At 59.5% G+C, this 13,733-nt stretch carries 13 protein-coding genes; 8 read left to right on the forward strand and 5 right to left on the reverse strand.

Features of this window, described 5'->3' with window-relative positions:
- Window positions 1–38: 38 nt before the first annotated feature.
- The 3 genes from HU754_RS26915 to HU754_RS26925 all read right to left on the reverse strand — a co-directional run bounded on the left by HU754_RS26915 (window position 39) and on the right by HU754_RS26925 (window position 3,176).
- Window positions 39–797, reverse strand: a complete 759-nt coding sequence (locus HU754_RS26915; RefSeq protein ID WP_093434434.1) for an alpha/beta hydrolase family protein — start codon at window positions 795–797, stop codon at window positions 39–41.
- The gene (locus HU754_RS26920) at window positions 787–1,896 is read right to left on the reverse strand and encodes a DUF3182 family protein (protein ID WP_186621722.1); all 1,110 of its coding nucleotides are present in this window, start codon (window positions 1,894–1,896) and stop codon (window positions 787–789) included. Before HU754_RS26920 ends, HU754_RS26915 begins: the two co-directional genes overlap by 11 nt.
- Window positions 1,897–2,174: 278 nt before the next feature.
- Window positions 2,175–3,176 carry a GlxA family transcriptional regulator gene (locus HU754_RS26925; protein WP_186621720.1) on the reverse strand — a complete coding sequence of 334 codons (1,002 nt, stop codon included), beginning with the start codon at window positions 3,174–3,176 and terminating at the stop codon, window positions 2,175–2,177.
- A gap of 101 nt (window positions 3,177–3,277) precedes the next feature.
- On the opposite strand from HU754_RS26925, the gene HU754_RS26930 reads away from it, so the two are divergent.
- The 7 genes from HU754_RS26930 to HU754_RS26960 all read left to right on the forward strand — a co-directional run bounded on the left by HU754_RS26930 (window position 3,278) and on the right by HU754_RS26960 (window position 8,523).
- A complete protein-coding gene (locus HU754_RS26930; RefSeq protein ID WP_093434425.1) occupies window positions 3,278–3,832 on the forward strand; it encodes a cysteine hydrolase family protein in 555 nt (184 codons plus the stop codon).
- Window positions 3,833–3,975: 143 nt separating this feature from the next.
- A complete protein-coding gene (locus HU754_RS26935; RefSeq protein WP_186621718.1) occupies window positions 3,976–4,644 on the forward strand; it encodes a YjfI family protein in 669 nt (222 codons plus the stop codon).
- A gap of 17 nt (window positions 4,645–4,661) precedes the next feature.
- The gene (locus HU754_RS26940; protein ID WP_186621716.1) at window positions 4,662–5,360 is read left to right on the forward strand and encodes a PspA/IM30 family protein; all 699 of its coding nucleotides are present in this window, start codon (window positions 4,662–4,664) and stop codon (window positions 5,358–5,360) included.
- 199 nt (window positions 5,361–5,559) lie between these two features.
- Window positions 5,560–6,210 (forward strand): DUF2491 family protein, encoded by a 651-nt coding sequence (locus tag HU754_RS26945; RefSeq protein WP_095048833.1) that lies wholly within the window; start codon window positions 5,560–5,562, stop codon window positions 6,208–6,210.
- Window positions 6,211–6,224: 14 nt separating this feature from the next.
- Window positions 6,225–6,650, forward strand: coding sequence for a DUF350 domain-containing protein (locus tag HU754_RS26950; RefSeq protein WP_007917221.1), 426 nt, complete (start codon window positions 6,225–6,227; stop codon window positions 6,648–6,650).
- Between the two features lie 17 nt (window positions 6,651–6,667).
- A complete protein-coding gene (locus tag HU754_RS26955) occupies window positions 6,668–7,363 on the forward strand; it encodes a DUF1190 domain-containing protein (RefSeq protein ID WP_186621714.1) in 696 nt (231 codons plus the stop codon).
- Window positions 7,364–7,365: 2 nt separating this feature from the next.
- A complete protein-coding gene (locus tag HU754_RS26960) occupies window positions 7,366–8,523 on the forward strand; it encodes a glutathionylspermidine synthase family protein (RefSeq protein ID WP_186621712.1) in 1,158 nt (385 codons plus the stop codon).
- 198 nt (window positions 8,524–8,721) lie between these two features.
- Here HU754_RS26960 and HU754_RS26965 read toward each other — a convergent pair whose 3' ends face one another.
- Both HU754_RS26965 and HU754_RS26970 read right to left on the reverse strand, forming a co-directional pair.
- Window positions 8,722–9,246 carry a single-stranded DNA-binding protein gene (locus tag HU754_RS26965; protein ID WP_008081898.1) on the reverse strand — a complete coding sequence of 175 codons (525 nt, stop codon included), beginning with the start codon at window positions 9,244–9,246 and terminating at the stop codon, window positions 8,722–8,724.
- A gap of 9 nt (window positions 9,247–9,255) precedes the next feature.
- Window positions 9,256–10,653 (reverse strand): MFS transporter, encoded by a 1,398-nt coding sequence (locus HU754_RS26970; RefSeq protein ID WP_186621710.1) that lies wholly within the window; start codon window positions 10,651–10,653, stop codon window positions 9,256–9,258.
- Window positions 10,654–10,843: 190 nt separating this feature from the next.
- On the opposite strand from HU754_RS26970, the gene uvrA reads away from it, so the two are divergent.
- The gene (uvrA, locus tag HU754_RS26975; RefSeq protein WP_093434409.1) at window positions 10,844–13,678 is read left to right on the forward strand and encodes an excinuclease ABC subunit UvrA; all 2,835 of its coding nucleotides are present in this window, start codon (window positions 10,844–10,846) and stop codon (window positions 13,676–13,678) included.
- The last annotated feature ends 55 nt before the right edge of the window (window positions 13,679–13,733 follow it).

Raw genomic sequence — 13,733 nt, forward strand, 5'->3', positions numbered from 1 at the left:
AGCCTGCTCGCGATAGCGTTCGAAAGAACACTAAAAAATCATGCGGATTGAATAATGCTCAACCGTTCGCCCACAACCATCTCGGTAATCCAGTCCACCAGAATCGAGGTGTAGGCCTGCTGCGACACCGGTTCGCTCAACGCATGATCGGCGCCATCGATAATCCTGTGCGTCAGTGAATGGGTCTGCTGGCACGCCGCGCGGTAACTCATGATCGCCGCATGGGGCACGTAATCATCGGTTTCCGACTCCACCAGCAACACATCCCCGGTGAATTGTGAACAGGCATGCAGCGCGCGGTTAGTGTCCGCGCGCACCAGCGTGCTTCGATAATCACGCAAATCCGCCTTGTCCAGATCGCGCTTGGGTGTGTGCCATTGCTCATCGCGATACAGCGCCGGTACGCGCAGTGCCAGCCAGCGTACCGGGCGCAATGAGGTCAGGATGGCCGCCAGATACCCACCATAACTGGTGCCGACCACGGCGATGGCCGAAGTGTCGAGCGCCGGATGCGCGAGCAGACGATCGTACGCCGCGAGCAAATCACGCAGGTTATCTTCGCGAGTCACGCGGGTCAGCGGGATCCCGGTACCGCCGGTATGTCCGCGCAAGTCGAACGTCAGGCACACACACCCGAGACCGGCGATGCCTTTTGCCCGCTCCAGATCACGCTCCTGACTACCGCCCCAACCGTGGACAAACAGCACGCCAGGCACTTTCGATTTGGGACTGAGAAAGGTCCCGCTCATCTGTTCATCATCAATGTCGATTTGAATGCTTTCGCTTCTAGCCGTCATAGGATTTGACCGTTACGTATTTGAGGAGAAATTCGCTGTTCTCAGCCGGGCCGCGATAGACCTCGATGGCATCCGCCGGCAACGTCTGATCGATGTAGGTTTCTACCGAAGACACACGGATCGCGCGCATCCCCGGATCGTTGACGAAGCTTTGCAACGCGGCAACTTCAGCACTGCTGGCACCGCCCATGCGCCACGATTGTTCGAGCACACCGCTGCGGGATTTACCGTTGCTGTCCAGACCCTGGGCGATGTCGTAGTTGCGCCGCGAAGCATAGAAGCGCGGATAGGCTTCATCCGCAGCACCGTCGAAGACCTGCGCCTGCTCGATGGCCAGGCGCACATCGTCAGGCAATTCCAGCGCCAGCAATTCGTCGTAACCACCCTGCACTACCAGCAAGTTCGAGCCGCCGTAAACCTCTTCGCCGTGGGCGTCCTGGGTCAAGTATTGATCACCGCAGTAACTCAGCACTTTATCGCCGATGAACGACTGGCCGACGCTGTGGGTGACAACGTCGCTCAAGTCCTGCTCCAGCACCACGCCTTCGCTGAACTGCTTTGCAATGTCGGGTCGGGACAGGATTTCGTCGAAGGCATCAAGGCTCTTGATCACTTCCTGGCCTCGACCGGCGCAGGCGTGAACCGGCTTCATGCGTATCGGGCCGCTGTACAGCAGATGTTCGGCGGCGGGTCGTGCATCTTCCAGGGCAAACACGCTGAGGCCGTCGAGCACCACGTTGCGCACGCGCTCGGAAAACAATGGCGACCAGCCTGGCGGCGCGTGGGCCAGATGACTGCGCAGGCCGTGGCTGATGGCTTTGGTGCAGATGAAGTCGTGCTCGACGAAACCGCCCCACAGATCGTCCGGACCTTTGATGCCGAGTTGCTGAGCGCTGGCATTACCGACAATGGTTTGCGTCGGCAGTAGATACAGCTCACGACCGCGATGTTTGTCCGGATCGTAGCTGCCGCCGAATTTGCATCCGAGAATCTGCGCCAGCCAGCGCGCCAGGGCTTTATTGGTCTGCACTTCGTGCTGCGGCGCGCCAGGGCGCACCGAGTGGGCAACCACGATTTTCCTGCTGGGTGTCGGGGTCATGCGTCCCCCTTCCATCGGTTCGATGACTGTGGCGGTGAGAGGTGCAGAGATCAGGCCAACGGCTGCTCCACAAAAATCCTAGCCTAATCAGAAACTTGCCAGAATCGTACTGGCACCGCGCCTGTTTCAATCTGCACGACCGCGCGCCGATCCCCGGCAAATTGCACGATCTATGGCCCGGTGGAGTTCAATGAGGGAGCGAGCCTGCTCGCGAAGGCGTAGTGCCAGCGAACAACAGTTTCGTAGATCCACCGCTTTCGCGAGCAGGCTCGCACACATTAGATATTCGTCGGCTTCGGGTTTGGGGACACACCAAACCGCGTCCGATAATCACTCGGCGCCAGCCCGGTAATCTTCTTGAAGATCGCGCGAAACGCCCCCGGATCCTGATAACCCACCGTCCACGCAATGTGATCAATCGTGCCATTACTGAATTCGAGCATTTCCCGTGCCTTGCCCACCCGCAGATGCTGGCAGTACTCGGTCGGTTTCAACCCGGTTGCCGCACGGAACCGGCGCAGAAACGTGCGCTCCTCCAGGCCTGCCCGCTCGGCCATTGCCGTCAGCGAAACATCCGTCGCGCCGGTGCTTTGCAGCCAATGCTGAACCTTGAGAATCGCCGCATCGCCATGCCCGAGAATCGGCGCGAAATTACTGCCGCACTCACTGGCGCTGTCACTGTGCTCTATCACCAGAAATCGCGCGGTGCCGGTGGCAATGCTCGGCCCGAGCAACCTGTCGACCAAGCGTAATCCCAGTTCCGACCAAGCCATCAATCCGGCCGTGGTGATCAAGTCGCCGTCGTCGACAATCGGGGTATCAGCCTTGAGTTTGATCTTCGGGTAACGCTCGGCGAAGGCCTTGGCCGAGGTCCAATGGGTGGTGGCGCTGCGGCCGTCGAGCAGACCGCTTTCGGCCAACATCAGCGAGCCTACGCAAACCCCGCCCAGCGTCGCACCGTGGGCATGTTGATCCCGTAACCATTGCATCAGGCTGGCCGGCGCTTGCGCCGCCGAGAACCCGCCGATCGATGGCGGAATCAGTACCGCCAGCAATGTGCTGTCGCTACCCGGATGACTGTTGTAAATCCGCGCCGGCGGCTGCTCACCTTCGACCTGCCAGTGACTGACCCGCAGCACCGGCAACTGCGCGGCCTGATGCTCAGCGGCTATCCGGTTGGCCACCGCAAACAGATCGGTCAGACCATGCACCGCCGCCATTTGCGCGCCTGGATAGATCAGCACACCCAATTCAGCGATGGCGGCACTTTCTGCGCCCATTGTCAGTTTTCCCCTGTCTATTGTCGGTGCGGCCAATCCCCGAATCGCTGATCAGCGCCAATACTGCAGCCACTTCCAGCCAATCCATCGAGGACACGCCCATGGCCAAGCAAGCGCTCATCGTAGTCGATATCCAGAACGACTACTTCCCCCAAGGCAAGTGGCCGCTGGCCGGTGCTGATGCCGCCGCCGACAACGCCGCCCGGCTGATCGCCGCCTTCCGCGAGGCCGGCAATCCGGTCATCCACATCCGCCACGAGTTCACCTCAGCGGACGCGCCGTTTTTCACCCCAGGCTCGGACGGCGCCAAGCTACACCCGAAAGTGCTCAATCGCGCCGATGAACCGGTGGTACTCAAGCACTTCGTCAACTCGTTCCGCGAAACCGAATTGCAAGCGATCCTCGACGAACAAGGCATCAAGGAGCTGGTGGTGGTCGGCAGCATGAGCCACATGTGTATTGACGGCATTACCCGTGCGGCGGCAGATCTGGGTTACGCCGTCACGGTGATTCATGACGCCTGCGCCAGCCGTGACCTGGCGTTCAATGGTCTGACGGTGCCGGCGGCACACGTCCATGCCGCGTTCATGTCGGCGCTGGGTTTCGCCTACGCCAGCGTTGTGTCTACTGACGAATACCTCGCTGCCAAACACTGAGTCATTCTGCGAAAAACCTGGGCCCGCCTCGTAGCGGGCCTTTTTTCGTCTGTCATAAAAATCTCACGCGTGAGCCATTGATGGCACTTTGAATTGGTTGTAGTGTGGCTCACGCGTGAGATGTCCATAACCGAGCCATTGCCATGAAAAGCCGTTCCCCCACCGCGAAATCAGAGAGTCCCAAGGGGGATCGCGCAAAACCGTCTGCGAAAAAACCTTCGAGTTTCTATATGAAGCAGATGCGCGCAGGCCTGGCCGCAGCAGGTTATGTGAAACACGAAACTTGGGTGCTTCCCGAAAACCGAAGCTTGCTCAAGCAAATGGAGCAACAGCTACGCCAACCGATTCTGGCTGGCTCTTTCATGTCGGAGAATTACATGAGCGCAGGCAACAACTGGACCATCGATAGCCTCTTCAACGCCCTCAAGGCCCTCGACGAGGTGGCTTCGCAAGAAATCACGCTGTCGTTGATCCAGAGCTCCGAACCCAGCATCAAGCTGGAAATGAACGAATTCGGCGGTCTGCCGATTCACATCGCCCTGGCCGGCCAGCAGATCATCGTCGACACCGTGCTGGTGGACATCGATTCGATCAGCGACGTGCGCGCCTTCAACGATGCCGTGTTGCGCAGCCGGGAAATGTTCCCGCTGTCGTCGATCGGTATCGAGTCGATGCCGAACGGGCAGACCGTTTACAACATGTTTGGCGCCCTCAGCGCCGACTCGAGCCTGACCAACGTCGTCACCGAGGTGAAAACCCTGGTCGACAATGTGCAGCGCGCGAGCGAAGCCTTCGAACACTTCTTCAAGTAATCAACAGGGAATATCCAATGACTCAGTCCATCTGGAGCAAGTTGTTCACCGCACTGCGCGGCGGCGCCAATGAAGTCGGCGAAGCGATCGCGGACCAACAGGCCCTGCGCATCCTCGATCAGGAAATCCGCGATGCCGACACCGCCCTGTCGAACGCACGTCGCGAACTGGTCACCATCATGGCCAAACACAAACTGGCCGCCGACCGCGTAAGCGAGTACGACGCCAAGATCAAGGATCTGGAAGCCAAAGCCGTCTCGGCGCTGAACGCCGGCCGTGAAGACCTGGCGCTGGAAGTGGCCGAAGCGATTTCGACCCTGACCAACGAGCTGGATGTTGAGAAAAAGCAGAGCGACGAATTCGGTACTTACGCCGAAAACATGCGCAAAGACATCAGCAAAGCCGAGTCGCGGATCAAGAGCCTGCGCCAGCAAGTGGACATGGCCAAGGCCCGTGAAAGCGTGCAGAAAGCTCAGGTCAGCGCTTCCATCGCCAGCGGCGGCGCCAATGGCAAACTGGAAACTGCCGTCGGTACGTTGAACCGTCTGCAGGCCAAGCAGCAGCAACGTGCGGCTGAACTCAGCGCTGCGGACGAGCTGGCTGACGCCTCCACCGGCAACGACCTGGAACGCAAACTGCGCGACGCCGGCATCACGCCGAACGAAGGCAGCGCCAATGCGATTCTTGAGCGTCTGAAGCAAAAGTCCTCGCAGTAAGCATTTGCACAAAACCTGTGGGAGCGAGCCTGCTCGCGAAGACGGAGTATCAGTCGGCATATGAGTCAGCTGACATGACGCTTTCGCGAGCAGGCTCGCTCCCACATGGTTTGTGGCGTGTCGTTGATCGCTCAGCCCGGTACACTAGCCACGCTTTTTTCGCCGACGAACACCTCCACCCGCTTCAAGGAACGTACCCATGGGATGGTTTAAAGACTTGCTGGGCACCAGCAACTGGCAGACCGCTGCGCCAACACCGACCGTTGCCAGTGGCCCACTCGGCATGGCGCAAGGCAAGGCCGTCAGGTTCGATACAACCCTGGCGCTGCTGCTCGATGGCTCGACCACGGTGCGGGTGCCCTTCGATCAGGCGATCTGGAGCCATGGCTGGGTCGACCTCGGCCAGTCCAACAAACTGCACCGCTATTACATGAACGACGAGGATTTCTGGCTACAGATCCACGTCACCGGTGACGACCAGATCGAATCGGTCACCCTGTTCAACTACCTCAGTTACGTGACCGTCAACAGTGACGCCGAACTGCAGCGCCTGGCCGGCCCCAACAGCCAGATCGGCCTGCCCGCCTACAGCCACGACGGTGTCGAATACACCCGCGAGTGGGGCACCGAACAAGGCCAGACCGAACTCGTACCGATGACCGAACAAGTGGTCAATCCGGACGAGAGCTACACCATCGAACACCACTCCATGCTTTATGCGCGCGAGACCGGCCTGACCGATCGCCGCGAATTGCTGCTGTTCTCCGTCGAACAGGACGAAGAAGGCACCGTCAGCCTGAGCACCTCGCTCGGCATTTCGCTGTACACGACAGATCTGAGCACCATTTAAAAAGGAAGTTTTTCATGCTGGAAGTGCTGGCCGTTTCCCTGAACAAAACCGCGCTGGTCGGTTTCGTCGTCTACCTCATCGGCGCCGTGCTGCTGTTCATGCTGTTTCAATTTGTCTATACCCGCATCACGCCGCACAAAGAGTTCGAGCTGATCCGCTCCGGCAACGTTGCCGCCGCCATCGCCCTGTCCGGCGCGATCATCGGCTTCGCGATTCCGGCCAGTAACGTGATTGCGTTTTCGGTCAACGTCCTCGACTTCGTGCTCTGGGCGGTGATTGCCGCGGTGGTGCAACTGCTGGCATTCCTCGCCACGGGCTTGGTGCTCAAAGGCACATCCCAGCGCATCGCCAACGGCGAAGTGGCTTCGGGTATCTATGTCGCTGCGGTCGCGATCAGCGTCGGCATGCTCAACGCCGCGTGCATGACACCGTCCAACTGATCGGCAGGAAGCCTTAGATGAAACGCAGCAAATACGTTCAGTTGTCCCTCGCCGCCTCGGTGGCGATGGCCATTTCCGGCCAGGCGACAGCCGCAGATCAACCACGCAGTTTCCAGAATGTGGAACAGTGCGTCGACGCCGAAGTGGCCGCCGATGTCTGCTCCAACGCTTACGTCGCCGCCCTGACTGAACACCGGCGCATTGCCCCGGCGTACGACAACAAGGCCAAGTGCGACGCAGACTTTGCCGCTGATTGGTGCCAGAAGAATTCTGACGGCCGCTTCGTGCCGAAACTCGGCGGCTTCAAAGTGCCGAAAGACGGTGAGCCGGCGCAGAACCTCGACGCCATCGCCGGCGCGCAAATGCCTGCGGGTGATGCGGCGGCTGTGCAGAGTGTGCAAAACACTTCGCACACCTCCAGTGGCGGTGGCAACGGTTGGCTGACCGGCTGGCTGATCGGCAACGCGATGAGCAACAACACCGAACGCACTGTTTACCGCGATCGCGAAACGCGCCAGCCGTACAACACCTCGACGCAGTACCGCAGAGCCGAAACCACGACGCGCAGCCAAACGGATTACGAAAGCAGCATAAGCAAACCGGTCAACGTGGCTTCTTCGACCTCACGCGGCGGCTTCGGCAGCCAGTCCAGTGCCCGTAGCGGCTGGGGTGGTTGGGGCAGCAGTTCTGGTTCTGGTCGTTCGAGCAGCTGACGATGAAGAAGATCCTCTGCGCCGAGCGCCCCGACTGGAAACAGACCGCCGAGAGCCTCGGTTTCATGTTTCACACCATCGACGATGAGCCGTACTGGGACGAAAGCGCGTACTACCAGTTCACGCTCGCGCAAATCGAAAACGATCTTGAGGACCCGACCACCGAACTGCACGAGATGTGCATGGATCTGGTCGACCGTGTGGTTAACAGCGAAGAGTTGCTGGATCGCCTGAGCATCCCGGCGGCGTACTACGACATGATCCGCACGTCCTGGCGGGAAGGTCATCCGCATCTGTATGGACGCATGGACTTTTCCTACAGCGGCAACGGCCCGGCGAAGCTGCTGGAGCTCAACTACGACACGCCAACCAGTCTTTACGAAGCGGCGGCGTTTCAGTGGGGCTGGCTGGAGCAATGCATCGAGCGCGGCATGCTGCCGCGCCATGCCGACCAGTTCAACAGCATCGATACCAAGCTGCATCAGGCCTTCGCCGAGCTGCAACTGAAGCGGCCGTTCTATTTCGCTTCGATGAAAGACTCGGTCGAAGACAAGGGCACCACGGATTACCTGCGCCTGATCGCCGAGAAGGTCGGCATCGAGTCGCGGCACATCGATATCGAAGACATTGGTTTGACGGCTGAAGGGCGCTTCGTCGACCTGGAAGATCGCTGGATCCCGCACCTGTTCAAACTGCATGCCTGGGAATTCATCTTCCACGAGCCCTTCGGCGCGGCGATTGCCGAGTGCGATACGCAGTTTTTCGAACCGGCGTGGAAGGCGATTCTGTCGAACAAGGGTGCACTGCCATTACTGTGGGAACTGCACAAAGGGCATCCGAATCTGCTGGCGGCGCATCTCGACCCGAATCCGGCCAGCGCTGTGCCCAAGGGCTGGGTACGCAAGCCGTACTTCTCCCGCGAAGGCGCCAACATTGAGCTGCAAACGACGGATGGTCTGATCGTCAAAGAGGACGGGCCCTACACGGATGCGCCATTTATCCTGCAGGAGTTTGCGCCGTTGCCGAAGTTTGGCGACAGCTACACGCTGATCGGTTCCTGGGTGATTGGCGATCAGGCTGCAGGGATTGGTGTGCGGGAAGACAACAGTTTGATCACCAAAGACTCCAGCCGCTTCCTGCCCCACCTGATCCTTGATTGAAACCCAGATCCCTTCTGTGGGAGCGAGCCTGCTCGCGAAAGCGGTGTGTCATTCAACCATTTTTTGAACTGACCGACGCCTTCGTGAGCAGGCTCGCTCCCACAGTTGATCGGGGGGATTGCAGGTTATTTGCTCCACAAAAAAAGGCCCGTCGTTTAAGCGACGGGCCTTTTTATTTGCAGCGGTTACAGCAGCGAATCAGAACGGAATATCGTCATCAAAGCTGTCGAAATCCGGAGCCGGTTGCGGTGCGGCCTGCTGTGGAGCTGGGGCCGAACGCTGCTGTGGAGCCGACTGCTGCGGACGTGGAGCTTGCTGGCGTGGTGCCGGTGCCGACTGCTGGTAGTTGTTGCCACCGCCTTGTTGGTCGCCCTGTTGTGGACGGCCGCCGAGCAGTTGCATGGTGCCTTGCATGTCGACCACGATTTCAGTGGTGTAACGCTTGATACCGTCTTTTTCCCACTCGCGGGTCTGCAGCTTGCCTTCGATGTAGACCTGCGAACCTTTACGCAGGTATTCGCCGGCGATTTCCGCAACCTTGCCGAACATCGAAACACGGTGCCACTCGGTCTTCTCGACCTTCTGACCGGTTTGCTTGTCGGTCCATTGTTCGCTGGTGGCCAGACTCAGGTTGGTCACGGCGTTACCGTTAGGCAGGTAGCGAACTTCGGGATCCTGGCCGCAAGTGCCGACCAATATGACTTTGTTAACCCCACGGGCCATAACGTTCTCCTAGGCTTCGCAAGCAGCCCCGGCCGGGTTGTTCACCAGGCGTTCGAGGGTGTCGCGATCCACTAATTCTTTGTCCAGTTTGATGTAAACAGCCGCTTCATCAGCAACTATCACTGCATCGGTTACCCCTACGAGGGCCTTGAGGCGCTCGACCAGACCCGCTTCGCGGATCGCCTCGGGCGACAACGGCAAGCGCAGGCTCGTCACGTAGGGAGGTTCACGCATGGTAACAGCAAAGGCCAGCCAGATGGCAGCCAGACCCGCGCATCCGAGGAACACAACCGACAGACCGCCATGCTGAAACAGCCAGCCGCCGAGTATCCCGCCGAGTGCTGAACCGAGGAACTGACTGGTGGAATACACGCCCATGGCCGTGCCCTTCCCGCCCGCCGGTGAAACCTTGCTGATCAGCGACGGCAATGAAGCCTCCAGCAGATTGAACGCGGTGAAGAACACCACCGTACCGATCACCAGAGCCCGCAGGCTGTCACCGAACTGCCAGAAGAATAGCTCAGTCAGCATCAGCGTCATGACGGCGCCGAGCAAAACTCGTTTCATTTTGCGTTTCTTCTCGCCGTAGATGATGAACGGGATCATGGCGAAGAACGAAATCAGCAGCGCGGTGAGGTAGACCCACCAGTGCTGTTCCTTGGGCAAACCGGCTTTTTCCACCAGCGCCAACGGCAACGCAACGAAGCTCGACATCAACATGGCATGTAACACAAAGATGCCCAGATCGAGGCGCAGCAGATCCGGATGCTTGAGCGTCGGCATCAAGGCCTGACGCGCCACACCGGACTCCCGATGCTGCAATAGCCCGGTGGAGCGCGGCACCATGAACATGATGATGGCGATACCGACCAGTGCCATGGCACCGGTGGCGAGGAACAGTCCGGACAGACCGAAAGCGCGGGTCAGCAAAGGCCCGACGACCATGGCCACGGCAAACGACAAACCGATGGTCATGCCGATCATCGCCATTGCCTTGGTGCGGTGCTGTTCGCGGGTCAGGTCGGAGAGTAGCGCCATCACCGCCGCTGAAATCGCCCCGGCGCCCTGCAGGATCCGCCCGGCGATCACGCCCCAGATCGAGTCTGCCTGAGACGCCAGCACGCTGCCGAGGGCAAAAACGATCAGCCCGAGGTAAATCACCGGACGGCGGCCAATGCGGTCGGAAATGATCCCGAACGGAATCTGGAAAATCGCCTGGGTCAGACCGTAAGCGCCAATAGCCAGCCCGATCAGGGCCGGGGTCGCTCCTGCCAGGTCCATGCCGTAGGTTGCCAATACCGGCAACACCATGAACATGCCAAGCATACGGAAGGCGAACACCAGGGCCAGACCGCTCGCTGCGCGAGTCTCGCTACCACTCATGCGTTCGCTGTGGGGATCGTGCATGGAAAAACCTCGTGTGAACCGGCGGCGATTCTACCAGTCCCATCGAAAGACGGGGTATATCGCGACGCTATGACGCGTATAGATGAAACTCTCTTCATGTAAGGTAAAAACCCTTCGCTTGATAGTGTGCATCCATCCAGTATTTGCCCGTATACTCCTACGTTTTCGACGCCCGCCGAGCGAGGCCACTTTGGACAAGATCCTGATACGTGGGGCCCGTACCCACAACCTGAAGAACATCGACCTGACCCTGCCACGGGACAAGCTGATCGTCATCACCGGCCTGTCCGGATCCGGCAAGTCGTCCCTGGCCTTCGATACGCTTTACGCCGAAGGTCAGCGCCGCTATGTCGAATCGCTGTCGGCCTACGCCCGACAGTTTCTGTCGATGATGGAAAAACCCGACGTCGACACCATCGAAGGCCTGTCGCCAGCGATCTCCATCGAACAAAAGTCGACCTCGCACAACCCGCGCTCTACGGTCGGCACCATCACCGAAATCTACGACTACCTGCGTCTGCTTTATGCACGCGTCGGTACGCCACGCTGTCCGGATCATGACATTCCGCTGGAAGCGCAGACCGTTAGCCAGATGGTCGACCTGGTGCTGGCGCAGCCGGAAGGCAGCAAACTGATGTTGCTGGCACCGGTTATTCGCGAGCGCAAAGGTGAACACCTTTCGGTCTTCGAAGAGCTGCGCGCCCAAGGTTTCGTTCGCGCCCGGGTCAACGGGCGGATCTGCGAACTGGACGAACTGCCCAAACTGGATAAACAGAAAAAGCACTCGATCGATGTGATCGTCGACCGCTTCAAGGTTCGCGCCGATCTGCAGCAACGTCTGGCCGAATCTTTCGAGACCGCGTTGAAACTGGCGGATGGCATTGCACTTGTCGCACCGATGGACGACGAACCGGGCGAAGAGATGATTTTCTCCGCGCGCTTCGCCTGCCCGATCTGCGGCCACGCGATCAGCGAACTGGAACCGAAGCTGTTCTCCTTCAACAACCCGGCCGGCGCTTGCCCGACCTGTGACGGCCTGGGGGTGAAGCAGTTCTTCGATATCAAACGGCTGGTCAATGGCGATCTGACCTTGGCCGAAGGTGCGATTCGCGGCTGGGACCGGCGTAACGTCTATTACTTCCAGATGCTCGGCTCACTCGCTTCACACTATGGTTTCAGCCTGGAAGTACCGTTCAACGAACTGCCGGCCGATCAGCAGAAATTCATCCTGCATGGCAGCGGCTCGCAGAACGTCGACTTCAAATACCTGAACGACCGTGGCGATATCGTCAAACGTTCGCACCCGTTCGAAGGCATCGTGCCGAACCTGGAGCGTCGCTACCGCGAGACCGAGTCGGCAAGCGTGCGCGAAGAGCTGGCCAAGTTTCTCAGCACCCAATCGTGCCCGGATTGTCGTGGTACCCGTCTGCGTCGCGAAGCGCGGCATGTGTGGGTTGGCGAGAAAACGCTGCCAGCGGTGACCAACCTGCCGATCGGCGACGCTTGCGAGTACTTCGGCGAGCTGAAGATGACTGGCCGTCGCGGCGAAATCGCCGACAAGATTCTCAAGGAAATTCGCGAGCGTCTGCAGTTCCTCGTCAACGTCGGTCTCGACTACCTGTCGCTGGACCGCAGTGCCGATACGCTGTCCGGTGGCGAAGCACAACGTATTCGTCTGGCCAGCCAGATCGGTGCCGGTCTCGTCGGTGTTCTGTACATCCTTGACGAACCGTCCATTGGTTTGCACCAGCGTGATAACGACCGCTTGCTCGGCACGCTCAAGCACCTGCGTGATATTGGCAACACTGTGATCGTGGTCGAACACGACGAAGACGCGATTCGTCTGGCCGATTACGTTGTGGATATCGGCCCGGGGGCTGGTGTGCATGGTGGGCAGATCGTGGCTGAGGGCACGCCGGCGGAAGTCATGGCGCACCCGGATTCCCTGACCGGTAAATACCTCTCGGGCCGCGTGAAGATTGAAGTGCCGGCCAAACGCACGCCACGCAATAAAAAGCTCAATCTGTCGCTCAAAGGGGCGCGCGGCAACAACCTGCGCAATGTCGATCTGGACATCCCGATTGGTCTGCTGACGTGCGTGACCGGCGTGTCCGGCTCGGGCAAATCGACGCTGATCAACAATACCTTGTTCCCGCTGAGCGCCACGGCCCTCAACGGCGCGACCACGCTGGAAGCAGCAGCGCACGACAGCATCAAGGGCCTGGAGCATCTCGACAAAGTGGTCGATATCGACCAGAGCCCGATCGGCCGTACACCGCGCTCCAACCCTGCTACCTATACCGGCCTGTTCACCCCGATCCGCGAGCTGTTCGCCGGCGTACCCGAGTCACGCTCCCGTGGTTACGGCCCGGGGCGTTTCTCGTTCAACGTCAAGGGTGGCCGCTGCGAAGCGTGCCAGGGCGACGGCCTGATCAAAGTGGAAATGCACTTCCTGCCAGACATCTACGTGCCATGCGATGTGTGCAAGAGCAAGCGCTACAACCGCGAAACCCTTGAGATCAAATACAAGGGCAAGAGCATCCACGAAACCCTCGAGATGACCATCGAAGAGGCCCGGGAGTTCTTTGACGCGGTGCCAGCCCTGGCGCGCAAGCTACAGACATTGATGGATGTCGGCCTGTCGTATATCAAGCTCGGGCAGTCGGCGACCACGTTGTCGGGTGGTGAGGCGCAGCGAGTGAAACTGTCTCGCGAGTTGTCCAAGCGTGACACCGGCAAAACACTGTACATCCTCGATGAGCCGACCACCGGTTTGCACTTCGCGGATATCCAGCAATTGCTCGACGTGCTGCATCGCTTACGCGACCACGGCAACACTGTGGTAGTAATCGAACACAACCTCGACGTGATCAAGACGGCTGACTGGCTGGTCGATCTCGGGCCGGAGGGCGGCTCCAAAGGTGGGCAGATCATTGCCACCGGCACGCCTGAGGATGTGGCCGAGATGAAGCAATCTCATACCGGTCATTACCTCAAGCCGCTGCTGATCCGCGATCGGGCTTAAACGCCAGGCATGAAAAAGCCCCTGTCACTTCATCAGTGACAGGGGCTTTTTGTAT

It is taken from the genome of Pseudomonas zeae, from assembly GCF_014268485.2.
GTDB lineage: Bacteria > Pseudomonadota > Gammaproteobacteria > Pseudomonadales > Pseudomonadaceae > Aquipseudomonas > Aquipseudomonas neuropathica.